The organism is Roseovarius sp. MBR-6 (genome assembly GCF_040547525.1).
GTDB lineage: Bacteria > Pseudomonadota > Alphaproteobacteria > Rhodobacterales > Rhodobacteraceae > Roseovarius.
In genome coordinates this window covers 101,766-119,235 of the sequence record NZ_JBEPPW010000004.1, presented here as the reverse complement: position 1 = coordinate 119,235, position 17,470 = coordinate 101,766, and the positions used below count along the sequence as shown (strand labels likewise).

At 68.9% G+C, this 17,470-nt stretch carries 18 protein-coding genes and 2 tRNA genes; 17 read left to right on the top strand and 3 right to left on the bottom strand.

All coding sequences use genetic code 11. The features are described from left to right. Nucleotides 1-52 precede the first annotated feature (52 nt). From ABIE57_RS07130 to ABIE57_RS07120, 3 genes are all read left to right on the top strand, one after another. Nucleotides 53-511 (top strand): outer membrane protein assembly factor BamE, encoded by a 459-nt coding sequence (locus tag ABIE57_RS07130; protein ID WP_354538313.1) that lies wholly within the window; start codon nucleotides 53-55, stop codon nucleotides 509-511. Between the two features lie 64 nt (nucleotides 512-575). Then, nucleotides 576-1,310: a GNAT family N-acetyltransferase gene (locus ABIE57_RS07125; protein WP_354538312.1), complete on the top strand. Its 735-nt coding sequence runs from the start codon at nucleotides 576-578 to the stop codon at nucleotides 1,308-1,310. Nucleotides 1,311-1,348: 38 nt separating this feature from the next. After that, complete coding sequence (locus ABIE57_RS07120) at nucleotides 1,349-3,163, top strand: ABC-F family ATP-binding cassette domain-containing protein (protein WP_354538311.1); 1,815 nt, start codon at nucleotides 1,349-1,351, stop codon at nucleotides 3,161-3,163. A gap of 3 nt (nucleotides 3,164-3,166) precedes the next feature. Here ABIE57_RS07120 and ABIE57_RS07115 read toward each other — a convergent pair whose 3' ends face one another. Next, nucleotides 3,167-3,922, bottom strand: a complete 756-nt coding sequence (locus ABIE57_RS07115) for an SDR family NAD(P)-dependent oxidoreductase (protein WP_354538310.1) — start codon at nucleotides 3,920-3,922, stop codon at nucleotides 3,167-3,169. Nucleotides 3,923-4,030: 108 nt separating this feature from the next. Here ABIE57_RS07115 and ABIE57_RS07110 point away from each other — a divergent pair, with 108 nt between their 5' ends. The 8 genes from ABIE57_RS07110 (at nucleotide 4,031) to ABIE57_RS07075 (ending at nucleotide 10,905) form a co-directional block, all read left to right on the top strand. Next, a complete protein-coding gene (locus ABIE57_RS07110; RefSeq protein ID WP_354538309.1) occupies nucleotides 4,031-4,945 on the top strand; it encodes a hypothetical protein in 915 nt (304 codons plus the stop codon). 90 nt (nucleotides 4,946-5,035) lie between these two features. Beyond that, the gene (locus ABIE57_RS07105; RefSeq protein WP_454283720.1) at nucleotides 5,036-5,989 is read left to right on the top strand and encodes an AAA family ATPase; all 954 of its coding nucleotides are present in this window, start codon (nucleotides 5,036-5,038) and stop codon (nucleotides 5,987-5,989) included. Further along, nucleotides 5,986-6,882: a DUF58 domain-containing protein gene (locus ABIE57_RS07100; RefSeq protein WP_354538308.1), complete on the top strand. Its 897-nt coding sequence runs from the start codon at nucleotides 5,986-5,988 to the stop codon at nucleotides 6,880-6,882. Before ABIE57_RS07105 ends, ABIE57_RS07100 begins: the two co-directional genes overlap by 4 nt. Then, nucleotides 6,879-7,247, top strand: coding sequence for a hypothetical protein (locus ABIE57_RS07095; protein ID WP_354538307.1), 369 nt, complete (start codon nucleotides 6,879-6,881; stop codon nucleotides 7,245-7,247). The genes ABIE57_RS07100 and ABIE57_RS07095 overlap by 4 nt, the downstream gene beginning before the upstream one ends. Next, nucleotides 7,240-8,193 carry a VWA domain-containing protein gene (locus tag ABIE57_RS07090; protein WP_354538306.1) on the top strand — a complete coding sequence of 318 codons (954 nt, stop codon included), beginning with the start codon at nucleotides 7,240-7,242 and terminating at the stop codon, nucleotides 8,191-8,193. The genes ABIE57_RS07095 and ABIE57_RS07090 overlap by 8 nt, the downstream gene beginning before the upstream one ends. Continuing rightward, a complete protein-coding gene (locus ABIE57_RS07085) occupies nucleotides 8,190-9,077 on the top strand; it encodes a VWA domain-containing protein (protein WP_354538305.1) in 888 nt (295 codons plus the stop codon). The genes ABIE57_RS07090 and ABIE57_RS07085 overlap by 4 nt, the downstream gene beginning before the upstream one ends. Continuing rightward, on the top strand, nucleotides 9,074-9,724 hold the full coding sequence (locus ABIE57_RS07080) for a hypothetical protein (protein WP_354538304.1): 651 nt from the start codon (nucleotides 9,074-9,076) through the stop codon (nucleotides 9,722-9,724). The genes ABIE57_RS07085 and ABIE57_RS07080 overlap by 4 nt, the downstream gene beginning before the upstream one ends. After that, nucleotides 9,721-10,905 carry a hypothetical protein gene (locus ABIE57_RS07075; RefSeq protein WP_354538303.1) on the top strand — a complete coding sequence of 395 codons (1,185 nt, stop codon included), beginning with the start codon at nucleotides 9,721-9,723 and terminating at the stop codon, nucleotides 10,903-10,905. The genes ABIE57_RS07080 and ABIE57_RS07075 overlap by 4 nt, the downstream gene beginning before the upstream one ends. Here the strand turns inward: ABIE57_RS07075 and ABIE57_RS07070 are convergent. Together ABIE57_RS07070 and ABIE57_RS07065 are read right to left on the bottom strand one after the other, a co-directional pair. Beyond that, a complete protein-coding gene (locus ABIE57_RS07070) occupies nucleotides 10,895-11,809 on the bottom strand; it encodes a LysR family transcriptional regulator (protein ID WP_354538302.1) in 915 nt (304 codons plus the stop codon). The genes ABIE57_RS07075 and ABIE57_RS07070 overlap by 11 nt on opposite strands. Before the next feature lie 231 nt (nucleotides 11,810-12,040). Continuing rightward, nucleotides 12,041-12,562: a hypothetical protein gene (locus ABIE57_RS07065; RefSeq protein WP_354538301.1), complete on the bottom strand. Its 522-nt coding sequence runs from the start codon at nucleotides 12,560-12,562 to the stop codon at nucleotides 12,041-12,043. Between the two features lie 32 nt (nucleotides 12,563-12,594). On the opposite strand from ABIE57_RS07065, the gene trkA reads away from it, so the two are divergent. From trkA to ABIE57_RS07035, 6 genes are all read left to right on the top strand, one after another. Further along, the gene (trkA, locus tag ABIE57_RS07060) at nucleotides 12,595-13,974 is read left to right on the top strand and encodes a Trk system potassium transporter TrkA (protein ID WP_354538300.1); all 1,380 of its coding nucleotides are present in this window, start codon (nucleotides 12,595-12,597) and stop codon (nucleotides 13,972-13,974) included. A gap of 4 nt (nucleotides 13,975-13,978) precedes the next feature. Beyond that, nucleotides 13,979-15,502 carry a TrkH family potassium uptake protein gene (locus ABIE57_RS07055; protein ID WP_354538299.1) on the top strand — a complete coding sequence of 508 codons (1,524 nt, stop codon included), beginning with the start codon at nucleotides 13,979-13,981 and terminating at the stop codon, nucleotides 15,500-15,502. 125 nt (nucleotides 15,503-15,627) lie between these two features. After that, the gene (gene hfq / locus ABIE57_RS07050) at nucleotides 15,628-15,867 is read left to right on the top strand and encodes an RNA chaperone Hfq (protein WP_210876827.1); all 240 of its coding nucleotides are present in this window, start codon (nucleotides 15,628-15,630) and stop codon (nucleotides 15,865-15,867) included. Further along, a complete protein-coding gene (gene hflX / locus ABIE57_RS07045) occupies nucleotides 15,864-17,141 on the top strand; it encodes a GTPase HflX (RefSeq protein ID WP_354538298.1) in 1,278 nt (425 codons plus the stop codon). Before hfq ends, hflX begins: the two co-directional genes overlap by 4 nt. A 112-nt stretch (nucleotides 17,142-17,253) precedes the next feature. Further along, a tRNA-Asp gene (locus ABIE57_RS07040) sits at nucleotides 17,254-17,330 on the top strand. A gap of 33 nt (nucleotides 17,331-17,363) precedes the next feature. Next, nucleotides 17,364-17,440: transfer RNA gene (locus tag ABIE57_RS07035), tRNA-Asp, on the top strand. Nucleotides 17,441-17,470: the final 30 nt, after the last annotated feature.

Here is a 17,470-nt window from a genome sequence, read left to right as displayed (position 1 = left end):
CATTGATGTAAGCGGGATAAAAGCCGCGCGCGGCCATGACAAGAGGGCAGAGATGACAGCGTTCCAAACCCGACTGATGCGCAGCCTTGCGTTCTGCGCGCTGCTCGGGGTCGCGTCCTGTGCGGCGACCTACCGCAATCACGGCTACATCCCGCCCGAGGAAGACCTTCAGAACCTGATTATCGGTGTGGACGGCCGTGCAACCGTCGATGACCTGATCGGCGCGCCCGCGCTTTCGGGGATTTCGGGCGACGGCGATTATTATTACGTGCGCTCGCGCTCGCGCACCAAAGGCATGTTCCGCTCGAAGGAGGTGGAGCGGCAGGTGCTGGCGATCTCGTTCAACGAGGACGACACCATCGCCAATATCGAGACTTTCGGTCTGGAAGATGGCCGGATCGTTCCGCTGACGCGGCGCGTGACCGACAACTCGGTGGTCAAGACCGGCTTCCTGCGGCAGTTGCTCAACAATATCGGGGCGCTCAACCCGTCTGACGCGTTTGGCGGTTAGGGTCATGGCGCTGTCATGGCTTTCGTGCTAGGTCAGAGCCGGGACGTGACGCGGGGGGCTTTGGATGGAGGAGATTCGCCAAGGTCGGTATCTGGCGCGTCTGGCCCGCGATCCCGACGATATCGCCCGCGCGCAGGCGCTGCGAGCGCAGGCGTTTCTGGGCCGGGTGGGCACCGATGTGGATGCGCATGACGCCGTCTGCCTGCATGTCCTGATCGAGGAGACGGCAAGCGGCGATCTGGTCTGCTGTTTTCGGGTGCTCCTGCTCGATGGCGGCGCGGATATCGCGCGCAGCTATTCGGCGCAGTTCTATGAATTGTCCGCACTTGAGGGGTTCGAGGGGCGCATGGCCGAGATGGGCCGCTTTTGCCTTGCGCCCGACCGGCACGATCCCGACATCCTGCGCGTGGCGTGGGCGGCGATGACGCGGCTGGTGGATGCGCACGGGGTGCAGATGCTGTTCGGCTGCTCGTCCTTCAAGGGGGTCGAGGCCGATCCCTATCTCGACGCCTTCGCCATGCTGGGCAAGCGTCACCTTGCGCCGCGCCGCTGGTGGCCGCGCGTCAAGGCGCCCGCCGTCTATCGTTTTGCGCAGCGGCTCAAGCGGCACAAGCCGGATTTGAAACTGGCCATGCGGCACATGCCGCCCCTGCTGCGCACCTACCTCATGATGGGCGGATGGGTCAGCGATCATGCGGTGATCGACAGGCAGATGGGCACGCTGCATGTCTTTACCGGGGTCGAGATCAACGCCATTCCGGCGGCCCGCCAGCGTCTTCTGCGCGCGCTCGCAGGCTGAGGCTTGACGCCGCCCGGGGGCCGGGATAGCCCCCGACCATGGCCCGCGCACCGCTTCTCCAACTGTCCGGAATTTCGCTCACCTTCGGGGGGGAACCGGTCTTTGACGACCTGTCGCTCATCGTGCAGCCGGGTGACCGGGTGGCGCTTGTCGGGCGCAACGGATCGGGCAAGTCAACGCTGATGAAGGTCATGGCCGGTCTGGTCGAGCCGGACCGGGGCGAGCGTATCGTCGCACCCGGCGTGAGCGTGGGCTATATGGAGCAGGAGCCCGCGATGACGGGTTTTGCCACGCTTGGCGATTATGCCGCGTCCAATCTCGATCCGGGCGAGATGTATCGCGTCGAGATGGCGGGCGAGGGGCTGAAATTCGATCCGGCGCGCCCGGTGGCGACCGCCTCGGGCGGCGAGCGGCGGCGCGCTGCGCTGGCGAAACTGATGGCCGAGGCACCGGAACTGATGTTGCTCGACGAGCCGACGAACCATCTCGATATCGAGGCGATCGGCTGGCTGGAGGAGGCGCTGCGCAGCACGCGCCGCGCCTATGTGGTGATCAGCCACGACCGCGCCTTCCTGCGTGAGCTTACCCGCGCAACCCTCTGGATAGACAGAGGAATGACGCGACGGCAGGAAGAGGGATTCGGCGGGTTTGAGGCCTGGCGTGACCGCATCTGGGACGAGGAGGACATGCAGCGCCACAAGCTCAACCGCAAGATCAAGGCCGAGGCCCGGTGGGCCGTCGAGGGGATCAGCGCGCGGCGCAAGCGCAATCAGGGCCGGGTGCGCGCGCTTCAGGAGCTGCGCGCCGAGCGCAGCGCGCAGATCAAGCGGCAGGGCACGGCGGCCATGGCGCTCGAGTCCGGCCCAAGTTCGGGGCGAAAGGTTTTCGAGGCGAAAGAGATTACAAAGGCTTACGGGGACAAGCTCATCCTGCGCCCGTTCAGTCTTCGGGTCATGCGCGGCGAGCGGGTGGCCTTTGTCGGCCCCAATGGCGTGGGCAAGACGACGCTTCTCAAGATGCTGATGGGCGAAGAGAAGCCCGACAGCGGCACCGTGACCCATGGCACCAACCTGATGCCCGCCGTGTTCGACCAGGCGCGCGCGCGGCTCGATCCGGAAATGACCCTGTGGGAGAGCCTGACGGGTGACACGGATATGCGCGTCTCCGGGCAGGCCGATCAGGTGCTCGTGCGCGGCCAACCGCGCCATGTGGTGGGCTATCTCAAGGATTTCCTGTTCGATGAGCGGCAGGCCAGAGCGCCGGTCAAGTCCTTGTCGGGGGGCGAAAAAGCGCGGCTCCTGCTGGCCCGGATCATGGCGCGTGAAAGCAATGTCCTCGTGCTCGACGAACCCACGAACGATCTCGACATCGAGACGCTCGACCTGCTTCAGGAACTGCTCGACGATTACGATGGCACCGTGCTTCTGGTCAGCCATGACCGCGATTTCCTCGACCGCGTGGCGACCACCACCATCGCGATGGAGGGGGACGGCCGCGCGGTGACCTATGCCGGGGGATGGTCGGATTATCGCGCGCAACGGCTTGAAGATGCGCCGGACTGGACCAGGACCCCGGCCAGATCCGATGACAGGAAGCCGGAGTCGAAGCGGCAGAAATCCGCCTCGGAGCGCCTCAGCTTCACCGAGAAGCACAGGCTCGAGGAACTGCCTGCCCAGATCGCACGGCTCGAGGCCGAGATCGCGAAGCTGGAGGGGCTGTTGGCCGATCCGGAGCTTTTCACCCGCGAGCCGGTCAAGTTCCGCCGCGCGACCGAGGCGCTCACCCAGCGTCAGGCTGCCTTGGCCGAAGCCGAGGAGGAGTGGCTCATTCTTGCCGACAAGGCAGAAGGCTGAGCTTCACTGCATCCTGAGCGCGCCATCGAGGCGGATCACCTCGCCATTGAGATAGTCGCAGTCCACGATGAAGGCCGCCAGACGTGCGTATTCGTCGGGATCGCCCAACCGTTTGGGAAAGGTCACCTCGGCGGCAAGGCTGTCCTGCACCTCGGGCGGCAGGCCGCGCATCATCGGCGTGGAGAATATCCCCGGCGCAATGGCCATCACGCGGATGCCCTCGCGCGCCAGATCCCGCGCCATCGGCAGCGTGAGTCCCACGATCCCGCCCTTGGAGGCGGCATAGGCGGCCTGACCCTTCTGCCCGTCGAAGGCCGCGATCGAGGCGGTGTTGACGATCACGCCACGCGCGCCGTCCGCGTCGGGTGCGTTCCCGGCCATTTCTGCGGCGGCAAGGCGCGCGACGTTGAACGTGCCGACAAGGTTGATGTCGAGCGTGCGCCGGAAGGCATCGAGCGGGTGCGGCCCGTCGCGTCCGAGCACCTTGGCCCCGGTGGCGACGCCCGCACAGTTGATCACCGCCGTGATCCGGCCCATGGCGGATTTGGCCGCGGCAATGGCGGCGGCGACCGAGCCCTCGTCGGTCACATCCGTCTCGGCAAAACTCGCCCCGATCTCAGCGGCCACGTCCGCGCCGCGCGCGCCGTCGCGGTCGAGAATCGTCACCTCCGCGCCCTGAGCCCGAAAGTGCCGCGCCGTGGCCTCGCCAAGCCCCGAAGCCCCGCCGGTGATGATCGCGGCTGTGTCGGTGATGCGCATGGGGGACCTCCATTAAATGAACATATGTTCAATACCGCGCCCGCGCCGCCCTGTCAAAACCCAATTGGCGGGCTGGACAGGGGATGCGGCCGGTCTATCCTGCCAGCAATGGTTTTGCGCGCGTCATTCGTCATTCTGCTGCTCTGCCTGCCTGCGCCCATCGTCGCGCAGGAGGCCGAGTGGCTTGACATGGCGCGGCGCGGCTGGAGCTATGAGTTGCGCGAGACCATGGTGGGCCGTGACCTGTCGATCCCGGTGCGGATCAGCGGGCGCGCGCTGGCCAGGTCCGATATCTGTGTTGTGGGGGAGGCCCCACGCCCCGAGACCCGCGCCATCCTCGACGCCTTCACGGCGCTTCTGGGGTATGTCCATGCGCACACCCCGCGCCTGATCGCAGCGGACGGGGCGCAGGACTGCCCCGAGACCGCGCAGGTCCTGTTGCGGCTGCGCTCGGGCGTGGAACCCGAGACGGGAATAGCCCGCGACATCGCCTGGATGGAGACGCGCTTTGCCCTCGGCCTGCCGCCGCGCCATGACTGGACGGCAACCGCCCCGGCCATGGTGCAGACGTTTTTCGGGCGGCGGGGCGCGGTCACGCATATCCTCGTGGAACAGGCGGCGGGTGCGGGCAACGCCACCGATGCGCGCTATTTCCGCTCGATCCTGATCGAGGAGATGTTTCAGGCCTTCACCTTCGGCATGGATATCCTGCATCTCGACGCGCGCACGCCCTATCTGTCGAAGCTGGAAGAGCGCCCCCTGCGCATGGTGCGCCGCCCCCTGCCGGGCACGCCGGAATATCGCCGCGCGCTTCTGGCCAGCAACCCGCCCGCGCTCTGCCCGTTTGATATCCTGATGCTGCACGCCGTGGCCGAGGCCCCGGTGACCGAGACCAACGGCCCGGATTTCGTTGCCTTCATCAAGGCGGAGTTCGCGGACCTGCGCGCGCGCGCAGAGGCCACCATGCAGGACGCGCGCTTTGCCCCGCTGCTCGATCCCGCCTGCCGCCCCGTCGCGGATTAAGACCAAGGGCGGTCTTTGCCGCTGCCCGTCTTTGGCGCTAGCGTGATCGGCGACGCCCCGCAGCGGGCCGCAGAATCGGAGAGGGCGCGCATGGCATCAGCGGCACAGGAGCGGATGACCGCGCTCAAGGGCGCGCTCGGCGGCGCGCTGGCGGGACAGGAGCGGCTGATCGAGCGGCTGATGATTGCGCTCGTGGCGGGTGGTCACCTGCTCATCGAGGGACCGCCCGGCGTTGCCAAGACCCGCGCGGTCAAGGCGCTGGCGGCAGGCGTCTCGGGACGTTTCGCGCGCATCCAGTGCACGCCCGATCTGGTGCCGTCGGATCTGACCGGCACGCCGGTCTATCACCCCCATGACGGCACGACCGAGTTTCTGCCCGGCCCGGTCTTCAGCAATCTCGTGCTGGTCGACGAGATCAACCGGGCACCCCCCAAGGTGCAATCGGCGCTTCTGGAGGCGATGGCCGAGGGGCAGGTGACGGCAGGCGGCGAGACGCACCGCCTGCCAGCACCCTTCCTTGTGGTGGCCACGCAGAACCCGATCGAGCATGACGGCACCTTTCCGCTGCCCGAGGCGCAGCTTGACCGTTTCCTGCTCTATACCGTGCTGCATCTGCCCGATGCCGAAACCGAGCGGCGCATCCTCGATCTGGTCGAGGCCGAGAGCATGGCGGGGCCGGCCGCAGCGAGGCCCCCCGCGCTCGACCCCGCCACATTGGCGATGGCGCAGCAGGAGGCGGCCTCGGTGCATCTGGCACCCGAACTGCGCGATTACATCGTCCGGCTGGTGATGGCCACGCGCGAGGGGCCGCTTGCCGCCGGGATCGAACATGCCGTCTCGCCGCGCGGCTCGCTGGCGCTGGCGGCGGCGGCGCGGGCGCGCGCCTGGCTTCGGGGCCGCGATCACGCGCTCCCCGAGGATGTGGCGGAGCTTGCCCCCGACGCGCTGGCGCACCGGATGGTGCTGCGCTGGTCGGCGGTGGCCGAGGGGCGCGCGCCGCGCGCGGTGGTGGCCGATCTGCTGGCAACGGTAGAGCCGCTGTGAGCGCGCCGCTCGACGCCCCCGGCGTGGCGCTTGCCGCCGAGACGCTGATCGCGCTGCGCCACGAGGCGCTGGCGGCGCGCCGTGCGTCGGTGACGGCGGCGCTACCGGGGGGGATGGCCGTGCGTACGCGCGGGCAGGGGCTCGAGATGGCGGGCACGCGCGCCTATGTGCCCGGCGACGATATCCGCCGCATCGACCGGGGCACGAGCGCGCGCACCGGGCGGCTTCATCTGCGCGAGTTCAGCGCCGAGCGCGACCGCGTGACCCTGCTGGTGGCCGATTTCCGCCCCTCGATGTTCTGGGGGGTGGGGCGCGCCTTTCTGTCGGTCGCCGCCGCCGAGGCGCTGACGCTGATCGGCTGGCAGACGGTCGAGGAGGGCGGGCGCGTGGGGCTTCTGGCGCTGAGCGCCGCCGGGGCCGAGGTGGTGCGCCCGAGGGGCCGCGCGCGCGGCATGCTGGAGGTGATCGGCACCATGGTGCGCGCGCACGCGGCCGCGCTGGCGGCGGGGCGGGACGGGGCCGGGGACCCGGCGCTGGACGCGATGCTGGAACAGGCGGCGCGGCTCGCCCCGACCGGGGCCGAGATCGTGCTCGCCTCGGGGTTCGAGGCCCCCGGCGAGGGGCTGGCCGACCGGCTGGGCGCGCTCGGGCGCAGGCGCGCGTTGCGGCTTCTTCTGGTGACCGAGGCGCTGGCCGGGCGCTTGCCGCCCGGACGCTATCCGATCCGGCCCATGGGCGGCGCGCCCGTGACGCTGCGGTTGGGGGCGGGGGAGGCTGCCGCGCCTCTGTCCGAGCGCGCCGAGATCGCGGGGCAAAGCGCGCTCGTGCTCGACGCGGCAGACCACCCGTCGCAGACCGCGCGGCGGCTTGCCGCCGAGGGGCGCGCGCCATGAGCGGGGCGCTCGACGAGGCGGCGCTCATGGCCGCGCTCCACGATATCCGCCTGCCCGAGGCCGCAGCGGGCGGCGCGCCTGCCGATCTGGCGGCGGCGACAGCACTTGGCGCGGCACTGGCGCTCGGGGTGGCGGGGCTGATGCGGCTGCTGGCGCGGCGGCGGCAGGGGCCGCGCGCGCCGACGCTCGCTGATCGGCTAGAGGCGCTCAAGGGGCAGGATGCGGCGGCGCGGCGTGTGGCGCTTCTGCATCTGCTGCGCGATCACTGGCCGGAAAAATATACCGCCCTAAAACCGACGCTCTACCGACGCGATGCCGCCCTCGATCTTGACGCGCTCGAAGCGGCGCTGCGCCGCCATGGGTGAGCTGGCCGCGCCCTGGGCGCTGGCCCTGCTGCCGCTGCCCTGGCTCTTGCGCCGCCTGCTGCCTCCGCGCGCGAATGGCGCGGGCTGGCTGATGGTGCCGGGGCGCATCGGGGCCGATCTGGCGCGCGCGTCGCGGGGCATGGGGCGGGCGCGTGGCGGCGCGGTTTTGCCGTGGATTATCTGGGGCTTGGTGGTGTTGGCGCTGGCCGGCCCGCGCGATCTGAACCCGTTGCGCGCGCTCAGGCTGAGCGGGCGCGATCTGGCGGTGGTGCTCGATCTGTCGGGCTCCATGGTGCGCACGGATTTTCATCTCGACGGCGCGGACATCAGTCGGCTGGAGGCCGTGCGCAAGACCGGTGCCGAGTTCCTGCGCCGTCGCGGCGGGGACCGCGTGGCGCTTGTTCTCTTCGGCTCCGAGGCCTATGTGGCCGCGCCCTTCACCCATGATGTCGAGGCCGTCGCGCGGCGCATCGAGCAGGCGGAGATCGGCATTTCCGGGCGCGCGACGAACATCTCCGACGGTCTTGGCCTTGCGCTCAAGCGGCTGGAAGGGTCGGAGGCCGCATCGCGCGTGGTGATCCTGCTGTCGGATGGCGAGAACAACGCGGGGCAGACCGATCCGCGCGGCGTGGCGTCTCTTGCGGAGCGGATGGGGGTGCGTGTGCATACCATCGCGCTTGGCCCCAAGGATATCGAGAGCGCCGAGGCGGGCGAGCGCGGCGTGGTCGATGCCGCCACGCTGCGCGCCATCGCCGAGGTTTCGGGCGGCAGCTATTTCCGGGTGCGCGACATGGCCGATCTGGAGGCCGTGGGCGCGGCGCTCGACAGGCTGGAGGCGACCGAGAGCGCGGGTCTTGCGGCCGAGGTTCACCGCGACTGGTGGCGCTGGCCTGCGGGGGCTGCGCTTTTTCTGACGCTGGCGATGCTTTGGCGGGGGCCGGGATGAGCGCGCTTGCGGTGACGTTTCTGCATCCCGGCTGGCTCTGGGCGCTGCCCGCGCTCGGGCTTCTGGCGCTCTGGCTCTGGCGGCGGCGGGGGGCGGCGGGCGACTGGGGGCGCGTGGCCGATCCCGGCCTGTTGGCGGCGATGGCCGTGATGGGGCGCGTGGCACAAGGCACCGGGCGCGCGCGCCTCGTCGCCGCGCTGGCGCTGGCGGCGCTTCTGGTGCTCGCGCTGGCGGGTCCGGCGGTCGAGCGGCGCGATGCGGTCTCCTATCGCAATCTCGACGGGGTGCTTTTCGTGGTGGACCTCTCGGCGGGCTTTGCCGACGGTCCCGGCTGGCCCGACATGCTGGCGGCGGTGCAACTGGCGGTGACGGGGCTTGGTGCGCGGCCCGCAGGCCTGATCGTCTATGCGGGCGATGCCTACACGGCGCTCGACATGAGCGCCGATCACCGCGAACTGGCGCAGACGCTTCTTGTGCTTGACGCCGAAACGGTGCCCGATGCGGGCGCGGCCCCGGCGCGCGCGCTGGCGCTGGCGCAGGAGCGGTTGCGGCTGGCCGAGGTGCTGGCGGGCGACGTGGTGCTTGTGACCGGCGGCGCGGGGGTTGACGCGCGGGCATTGGCGGAGGCGGCACAAATCGCCGGGGCGGGGGCGCGGGTCTCGGTCGTCACGGACGTGCCTGAGGGCGCGGTTCTGGCGGCAGGCGGCGGCCGCGTGTTCGCGCCGCAGGCGGCCGGGGCGCTGGCGGAGTGGCTGTCCGAGAGCGCGCGGCCACGGCTGGAGCGGCAGGGCTACCGGCTGCTCTTCTGGCACGATCTGGGGCGGTATCTGCTGGCGCTGGCGCTCTTGCCGCTGCTGGTCCTCATGCGGCGGGCGGGGACATGAGGGCGCTGGCGGTCATCACGCTGCTGGCGGGCGGCTTGGCGCTGGCGCTTGGCGGGGCGGCACCTTTTGGCCGGATGGCGCTGGCGCTCGGGCTGCCGCGCGTGGCGGCGGCGCTCTTTGATGAGCCGGGCTGGCGGGGCGTGGCGTGGTATCGCGCGGGCGAGATGGACCGCGCGGCGGCAGAGTTTGCGGCGGCGGGCATGATGCTCAACCTCGGCAATGCGGAATTGCGGCGGGGCAACCCTGCGGCGGCGCTTGAGGCCTATGACCGGGGGCGCGCGGCGGGCGATGCGCAGGCGGCGGCGAATTTCGATCTGCTGGCGGCGTTTTACGCGGGAACAGCACTTGATCCCGCCACGATCGTGGCCTTTCCCGAGCGCGGGGAGGGGCCGGAGATGGCCGCCCCCATCGGGCGCGGCGACGGGCGCGCCGCAGGCACCGGCGATGGCAGCACCAATAGCGGACCGACCCCGGGCATCGCGCGGCTGCGCAGCACCGGCCCCTACGAGGTGCGCCGGGTCTTTGCCGACAGCCATGTCGCCGCCGATGACCGCTGGTTGCGGCAGTTGCGCGATGTGCCGGGCGATTACCTCAAGGCCCGGATCGCGCAGGAGCACAAACGCCGCAAGGCGGAGGCGGGGCGATGAGGAGGGTGCTGATCGCTCTGCTGTGTCTCTGTGCGACCGGGACATGGGCGCAGACCCGCGAGGTGCGCCCCGGCGAGTTGGACCTGACCGTGACGGTGGAGCAGAGCGCGCATGTGCCCCATGCGGGCGAGATGATCCTTTTGACCATCGAGGGACGATATCGCCGCCACATCACGCTGGAAAAGCTGGAACAGCCCGCGCTTGACGGGTTCGGCTGGACGCAGCTTGGCCCTGATAGCTGGCATGAGGAGCGCGAGCGCGGTCAGCCGGTCAAGGTGTTCCGGCGGCGCATGGCGCTTTTCCCGGAGGTGGCGGGGGAGTTGGAGATCGGGTCCTTCACCCATCGGCTGACGCTGACCGGGGAGGGTGACAAGTGGTTTGACTACCCGCTGACCTCCGAACCGGTGCGTGTCTCGGTGCAGCCCGCGCCGGTGCCGCTGGCCGAGTGGTTCCCGGTGCGCGGGTTGCGCATCACCGACGAGTGGTCGAACCCGCCCGATCAGCTTGCCCCCGGCGAGGGGGTGTTGCGCGTGATCCGGCTGGAGGCGCTTGGCGCGCTGCCGGGGATGGTGCCGCCGATGCCGGAACTGCGCTCGCCCTCGGGCGGGGTCTTTGCCCATCCGGTCAAGCATCTGGTGGACCTCACCGCGCGCGGGTCGGTCACGATCACCTTCTGGCGCTGGACGATCCGGCCCGGCAACGGCGTGTCGGCCATCGTGGAGCCGGTGGCATTCGACTATTTCGACAGCGCGAACCGGGTGGCGCGGCGGGTGGAGATCGGCGCGCAACGCGTGGCCTATGGCGCGGTGGTCCCGGTGGCGCGCGAGGCCGTTGTGATCACGCCTGCGCGGCTGCCCGGAGCGGTCGAGGCGCTTGTGGCGCTGGCGGTGTTCGTGGCCGGGCTGGCGCTGGTTCTGGCCGGGTGGCGGCCCGGCGGCTGGCGCTGGCGGCCCGGTGATCCGCTGGCACGGCAGGCGCGGCGCGCGGCGCGGGCAGGGGATGCGGCGGGCTTGCGCCGTGCGCTGGCGGCGATGATCGCCCGGGACGGGCCGGACGGCGCGCGCCAGGCGGCTCTTGAGCGGCTCGATGGGGCGGTGTTCGGTCGCGGGCAAGGGGGCACCCGACCTTGTCGCCCTTGCGCGCGCGGCCCGGTCACGCGGTTGGACGGCTTCAGGAGTTGATTGAAACAATCCGGGTCTGCCGGTCGCGCATCGCATGATCGGGCATGGCCGGAAGGCGCGCTGTCTGTCGGCAGATCCAGTCGATCACGCAGCGCAGGTCGCCGTCCTCGCTGCGGCTCTCGTGATAGATCATGTGCAGGTCTCGTGTGAGATCAAGTCCGCTGCCGGGGATGTGGTCGAACGCGGGTTCGGACGCCCCCACCACGACCGGAAGGATGCCCGCAAGGCCAAGCGTGTGCATGGCCATGACCGCCTGGGCGAAGCTATCGACCTTGAGGGCGGGTTCGGTGCCGAACCAGGTTTCGCGCGCCTCGGAGTAGCGGGCGGCGTAGCGGTCGGTCAGGCTCACCCAACCGTCCCCGTGCTGCCAGCCGGATGGCGCGTAGAGGCCGAAGGCGATGCTGCCGCAGCGGCGCGTCTTGATCCGTCCGCCCTCTGGCAGGGTAAAGACCAGCGCCACGTCGCACATGCCCAGCCCGACCTCCTGGATGCGGTTCTCGAAAACGGGACGCAGGCCGGGCACGGCACTGCGCAGCGCGCCAAGCGCGGGGATGAGCACCTCCACTATGACCGAGGGCATGGCACCGATGCGGATCTCGCGCGGGGCCTCCGGATCGGTGTCGATCAGGCGTCCGATCTCCGAGGCGATGGCCCCGTCGGCATTTTCGAACGTCTCGATCAGCGCGGTGATGCGGGGATTGAGCAGCCAGTCGCCGTCGGTCTTGATGAAGGGCGACACGCCGAGTGTTTCGCGCAGGCGTGCGATCTGGCGTGACACGGTCGAGGTGGTCGTGTCCAGTTCCACCGCCGCGCGCGTCATGGAGCCGCAGCGATGCACCGTGAGCGCAACGCGCAGATCGTCAAAAAGACGGGCATAGGAGGGTGTCTGACGGGAGGTGGTCAAGGTAGAAGCAATCCTTCACGGTTCATGTGGGGCCGGGGTTTGGAGCCTCGGCAAACTTGCATACAAGTGAGAATGCGCGGGCTGAAAACAAGGGCCGCACAATCATGGCCGATATGAATTCAGCGGGACGCGATTTGTGATACCGGAAAGACACAGCGGGCATTCCCGCATTTTCAATGTATCTTTAGGCGGGTCTTGGCGCCCGGACTACCTGACCCTATGGATAGGACGTCATCCGGGGGTCACGACCTGCCAGCCGCCATCCGGCAGGCGCCGCGCACAGCTTGTCGGGCCGAGCGGCGGCTGCGCGCTGTCTGGCGCAGGCGCAGGGGTGTCGCGGGGGCAGGCGGGCAGGCGCACCGGGCGGAAACCGGCCTCTGCCATGCATTGATCCACCACGCGGTCGCGCAGATCGGCATTGGCGTCGTAGCTCTCGGTGCGGCCCGCCCCGATCCGGGCGTAGCCGTGATGATAATGGCCGTAAGGTCCGTAATAGAGGTGCGGAATATACCGTGGCGGCACATAGGTGGTGCGGATGTCGCGCGGCACGTCGCGCAGGGCCGCCACCTCGCATTGCGTGCGCAGCGCCGCGACCTGATCGGGCCCCGCGCCGGTCTTGTGAAAGAGCGGCGGCGGCGCGCAGGCGGTGAGGGCAACGAGGCAAAGAAGGAGCATGAGGCGCGACATGGCGACATGATAGTAGAAGAGATGGCCGGGGACAAAGCGATTGACCGGTTTCGAGGCTTCTGTCATGCAACGGCCTCAGTCAGGACGGGGCGAAGGGCATGAAGGTCATCATCTGCGGGGCCGGTCAGGTGGGCTGGCAGATCGCGCGGCACCTCTCGGGCGAAAACAACGACGTGACGGTGGTGGACAGCAACCCCGATCTGGTGCGCCGCGCCACCGATACGCTCGACGTGGCCGGGATCATCGGCTTTGCCTCCTATCCGGATGTGCTCGACCAGGCGGGCGCGCGCGATGCCGAGATGATCATCGCCGCCACCTATTCCGACGAGGTCAACATGGTGACCTGTCAGGTGGCGCATTCGGTCTTTGGCATCAGGCGCAAGATCGCGCGGCTGCGCAGCCAGACCTATCTCGACCCGGCCTATGCCGATCTTTATCGCCGCGACCACATGCCGATCGACGTGATGATCAGCCCCGAGCGCGAGGTGGCGCAGGCGGCGCTGCGGCGACTGTCGGTGCCCGCGGCCTTCGATACCGAGCTTTTCATGGACGGGGCCGCGCAGCTCATGGGGCTGCGGCTTGACGGGGACTGCCCGGTGCTCAACACGCCCTTGCGGCAGCTCAGCGATCTCTTTTCGACGCTGCGGGTGGTGGTGCTGGCGGTGCGGCGCGAGGGGCGGCTCTTTGCGCCCGAGGCGGGGGATCAGCTTTTCGAGGGCGATGAGGCCTACCTCTTTGCGCCGGTGGAGGATGTGCCGCGCACACTCGAGGTCTTTGGCAAGTCGCAGAAGAAGCAGGAGCGGGTTGTGATCATCGGCGGCGGCAATATCGGCCTGTCGGTGGCGCGGTCGCTGGAAAAGCGGCAGGGCGGGCGCATCCGCGCCAAGGTGATCGAGATGAACCGCGCCCGCGCGGAGGTTGCGGCGGATGCGCTGGAGCGGACCATTGTGCTCAACGGCGACGGGCTCAACGCCGCGATTCTCGCCGAGGCGGGGATTGCGCGCGCCGACGCGGTTCTGGCCGTCACCGATGACGACAAGACCAACATGCTGGCCGCCGTGCGCGCCAAGTCCGAAGGCTGCCCCTTCGCCATCGCGCTGATCAACGATCCCACCCTCGTGCCGCTGCTCGAGCCCTTGGGGATCGACGCCTATATCAACCCGCGCTCGACCACGGTCAGCTCGATCCTGCGCCATATCCGGCACGGGCGGGTGCGCGGGGTCTATTCGATCGGCGACGCCGAGGGCGAGGTTCTGGAGGCAGAGGTGCTGTCGACCTCCTCCATCGCGGGCGCGGCGTTGCGCGACATCGACTTTCCCGAGGGGGTGCTTGTGGGGGGCGTGCGCAAGGGCGGACAGATCCACAAGCCCTCTGGCGGGCTTCGGGTCGAGGCGGGCGATGTCATCGTGATTTTCGCGCTTGCGGCGGATGTGGCGGCGGTCGAGCGGCTGTTGCAGGTCTCGGTCGACTATTTCTGATGCCATGAGCGCGCGGGTCCTCCGATTTCCCCTGATCCTGATCCTCGGCGGTCTGGCGGCGCTCATGATGTTTCTGCCCGCCATCGACGCGGCGATGCGGGGTAACAACCAGGTAGGGCGGGCGTTCCTGTATTCGGGGGGCCTGGGTCTTGCGGCGGTGATCTGTCTGGGGCTGGCGATCTCGAACCGGGTGGCCACGCGCGAGCCGACCGATGTGCAGAACCTCGCCTCGCTCCTGCTGGCCTATCTGGTGCTGCCGCTCTATCTGGCCCTGCCGTTTTATCTGGGGGTGCGCAATACCACGTTTCTGAATGCCTGGCTGGAGATGGTGTCGAGCCTGACCACCACGGGTGCCTCGATGTTCGACGCGACGGGCCGCATCAAGGAAAGCCTTCATCTGTGGCGCGGGCTGGTGGGCTGGGCCGGGGGGCTGCTCATCTGGGTGTCCGCCTTTGCGGTGCTGGCGCCCATGAGCCTTGGCGGCTTCGAGGTCACGGTGCGCGCCGAGCCGGGGCAGGATGACGCGGTGCTGGGCCGGTTTCAACGCGCGCGCCCGGCGCGGCGGCTGGCAATCGCCACGCGCACGCTTGTGCCGGTCTATGGCGGCCTGACGCTGGTTCTGTGGATCGCACTTATGGCGGCGGGAGAGCGGTCTTTCGTGGCGCTCATCCATGCCATGTCCACGCTGGCGACAAGCGGGATCTCTCCCATCGGCGGGTTTCAGAATGCGGCGTCGGGGCTTGTGGGCGAGGGGGTGGTCTTTCTCTTTTTCATTTTCGCGCTGTCGCGGCTCACATTCTCGTCGGACACTGTGCCGACCGCGCGTCCCGGTCTGATCAACGATCCCGAGTTCCGGCTGGGGGTGCTGATCGTGGCGGTGGTGCCGCTGATCCTGTTCCTGCGCCACTGGATCGGGGCCATCGACATCGAGGCGGGGGCGACCTTTGCGGAGGCGCTGCACGCGCTCTGGGGGGCGGTCTTCACGGTGCTGTCCTTCCTTTCGACGACCGGTTTCGAGAGTGCCGACTGGCAGGCGGCGCGGGCCTGGTCGGGTCTGGGCACGCCGGGCCTCATCCTCATCGGGCTGGTGATGGTGGGCGGCGGGGTGGCCACGACGGCGGGCGGCGTCAAGCTCTTGCGCGTCTACGCGCTCTATCTGCACGCGCAGCGCGAGATGGAGCGGCTGGTGCATCCCTCCTCGGTGGGGCGCGCCTCTGATACCGGGCGACGCATCCGGCGGCAGGGGGCTTATGTGGCATGGGTTTTCTTCATGCTGTTTGCGATCTCGCTGGCGGGGGTGACGGCCGGTCTTTCGCTGGCGGGGCTCAATTTCGAGACGGCGCTCATCGTCGCCCTGTCCGGGCTCTCGTCCACGGGGCCGCTGATCCACAGCGCCGCCGAGGTGCCGATCCGCCTTGTGGAGCTTGGGGCGGGAGCCAAGATCATCTATGCGGGCGCGATGGTGCTGGGGCGGGTCGAGACGCTGGCGCTGATCGCGCTGCTCAACCCGGCGGCTTGGCGCACGTGAGCGCCCATGACAGGGCATTCAAATTCGGGCTGGAAACCCGGCCCGTTGCAAGACATACTCGGCCCGTCAGCGATGAATTTCCGCGTCGAAACGCGGCGCGAGCAAGAACAAGGGCAGGGAACGCAATGGCTTCGGATCGTCAGAATTTGCAGGACGCTTTTCTCAACCACGTGCGCAAGACCAAGATTCCGGTCACGATCTTCCTGATCAATGGCGTGAAATTGCAGGGCGTCATCACGTGGTTCGACAATTTCTGCATCCTGCTGCGCCGCGACGGGCAATCGCAGCTTGTCTACAAGCACGCGGTTTCCACCATCATGCCGTCGCAGCCGGTTTCGCTCTATGAAGGCGATGGCGAGAATTGAGGGAACACGCGCGCCCGATCACGCGGGCCTTTGTCATCCATCCTGAAATCGCCGGTGCCGAACGCGACCGTGAGCCCGCGCTTGCGCTGGAGGAGGCCGTGTCGCTGGCGCGCGCACTGCCCGATCTGGAGGTGGTGGGCGCCGTGGCCGTGCGATTGCGCAAGCCCGACGCGGGCAGGCTTTTCGGCAAGGGCAAGCGCGAGGAGTTGCACGCCGCGATTGCCGGGGCGGAGGCTGAACTGGTGCTGGTCGATGGTCCGCTCAGCCCGGTGCAGCAGCGCAATCTTGAAAAGCTCTGGGAGGTGAAGATCCTCGACCGGACGGGCCTGATCCTGGAAATATTCAGTGATCGGGCGGCGACGCGCGAGGGCGTGCTTCAGGTCGAGATGGCGGCGCTCAGCTATCAGCGCACGCGGCTGGTACGGGCATGGACCCACCTTGAGCGGCAGCGCGGGGGTCTCGGGTTCGTCGGCGGCCCCGGCGAGACGCAGATCGAGGCGGACCGGCGCGCCATCGACGAGCAGCTTGTGCGGCTGCGGCGGCAACTCGACAAGGTCGCGCGCACGCGCACCCTCCACCGCGCCGCGCGGGCCAAGGTGCCCTTTCCCGTCGTGGCGCTGGTGGGGTATACGAATGCCGGGAAATCGACCCTCTTCAACCGGCTGACCGGGGCCGATGTCCTGGCCAAGGACATGCTCTTTGCCACGCTCGACCCGACCATGCGGCGCGTCGCCCTGCCGGGTGGCGGCCCCGAGGTGATCCTGTCGGACACGGTGGGGTTCATCAGCGATCTGCCGACCGAACTGGTGGCGGCGTTTCGCGCCACGCTGGAAGAGGTGCTGGCCGCCGATCTCATCGTGCATGTGCGCGACATCTCGCATCCCGAAACGCAGGCGCAGGCGGATGATGTCGCGGCGATCCTCGAAAGCCTCGGGGTGGATGAGGCGGTGCCGCGTCTGGAGGTCTGGAACAAGATCGACCGGCTGGACGAGGGGGCGCATGACACGGTGCTGACGCAGGCGGCGCGCAGCGAAGGGGTGCTCGCGCTCTCGGCTGTGACGGGCGAGGGGCTGGCGGCGCTTGTTGCCGCGATCGGCGAGGTGCTGGCGCAGGTCACCCATCTGAGCAAGCTGCATCTGGGGTTCGACGAGGGGCGCAGGCGCGCCTGGCTCTTCGAGAGGGACCTTGTCGAAGACGAGCGTCAGGGCGAGGACGGTTTCGATCTGACCGTGCGCTGGAGCGCGCGCGACGAGGCGCGGTTTCGCGCGCTTTGAGGCGGCAAACCGGACCTTTGCGGAAAATATCCAAAAGCCGTGCGCGGCGCTTGACGAGGGCGCGGGGGACGCTTAGAAGCGCCACACGTCCGAGGGATCGGGCGGGCAGCGAGCGGTTGTAGCTCAGTTGGTTAGAGTACCGGCCTGTCACGCCGGGGGTCGCGGGTTCGAGCCCCGTCAACCGCGCCACCGCTGTCCCGAACGATCCCGATGACGCATTGCGCGGTTGTAGCTCAGTTGGTTAGAGTACCGGCCTGTCACGCCGGGGGTCGCGGGTTCGAGCCCCGTCAACCGCGCCATTTTCCCGTTTTGCACGATCCCTGAGGCAG

Coding starts and splice junctions, on each gene's coding strand:
- ABIE57_RS07120 (WP_354538311.1), top strand. CDS start 1,349: ATGGCCCGCGCACCGCTTCTCCAACTGTCCGGAATTTCGCTCACCTTC.
- ABIE57_RS07085 (WP_354538305.1), top strand. CDS start 8,190: ATGAGCGCGCTTGCGGTGACGTTTCTGCATCCCGGCTGGCTCTGGGCG.
- ABIE57_RS07055 (WP_354538299.1), top strand. CDS start 13,979: ATGAGCGCGCGGGTCCTCCGATTTCCCCTGATCCTGATCCTCGGCGGT.
- ABIE57_RS07065 (WP_354538301.1), bottom strand. CDS start 12,562: ATGACAGAAGCCTCGAAACCGGTCAATCGCTTTGTCCCCGGCCATCTC.
- ABIE57_RS07115 (WP_354538310.1), bottom strand. CDS start 3,922: ATGCGCATCACCGACACAGCCGCGATCATCACCGGCGGGGCTTCGGGG.
- ABIE57_RS07095 (WP_354538307.1), top strand. CDS start 6,879: ATGAGCGGGGCGCTCGACGAGGCGGCGCTCATGGCCGCGCTCCACGAT.
- trkA (WP_354538300.1), top strand. CDS start 12,595: ATGAAGGTCATCATCTGCGGGGCCGGTCAGGTGGGCTGGCAGATCGCG.
- ABIE57_RS07090 (WP_354538306.1), top strand. CDS start 7,240: ATGGGTGAGCTGGCCGCGCCCTGGGCGCTGGCCCTGCTGCCGCTGCCC.
- ABIE57_RS07075 (WP_354538303.1), top strand. CDS start 9,721: ATGAGGAGGGTGCTGATCGCTCTGCTGTGTCTCTGTGCGACCGGGACA.
- ABIE57_RS07105 (WP_454283720.1), top strand. CDS start 5,036: ATGGCATCAGCGGCACAGGAGCGGATGACCGCGCTCAAGGGCGCGCTC.
- ABIE57_RS07080 (WP_354538304.1), top strand. CDS start 9,074: ATGAGGGCGCTGGCGGTCATCACGCTGCTGGCGGGCGGCTTGGCGCTG.
- ABIE57_RS07130 (WP_354538313.1), top strand. CDS start 53: ATGACAGCGTTCCAAACCCGACTGATGCGCAGCCTTGCGTTCTGCGCG.
- ABIE57_RS07125 (WP_354538312.1), top strand. CDS start 576: ATGGAGGAGATTCGCCAAGGTCGGTATCTGGCGCGTCTGGCCCGCGAT.
- hfq (WP_210876827.1), top strand. CDS start 15,628: ATGGCTTCGGATCGTCAGAATTTGCAGGACGCTTTTCTCAACCACGTG.
- ABIE57_RS07110 (WP_354538309.1), top strand. CDS start 4,031: ATGGTTTTGCGCGCGTCATTCGTCATTCTGCTGCTCTGCCTGCCTGCG.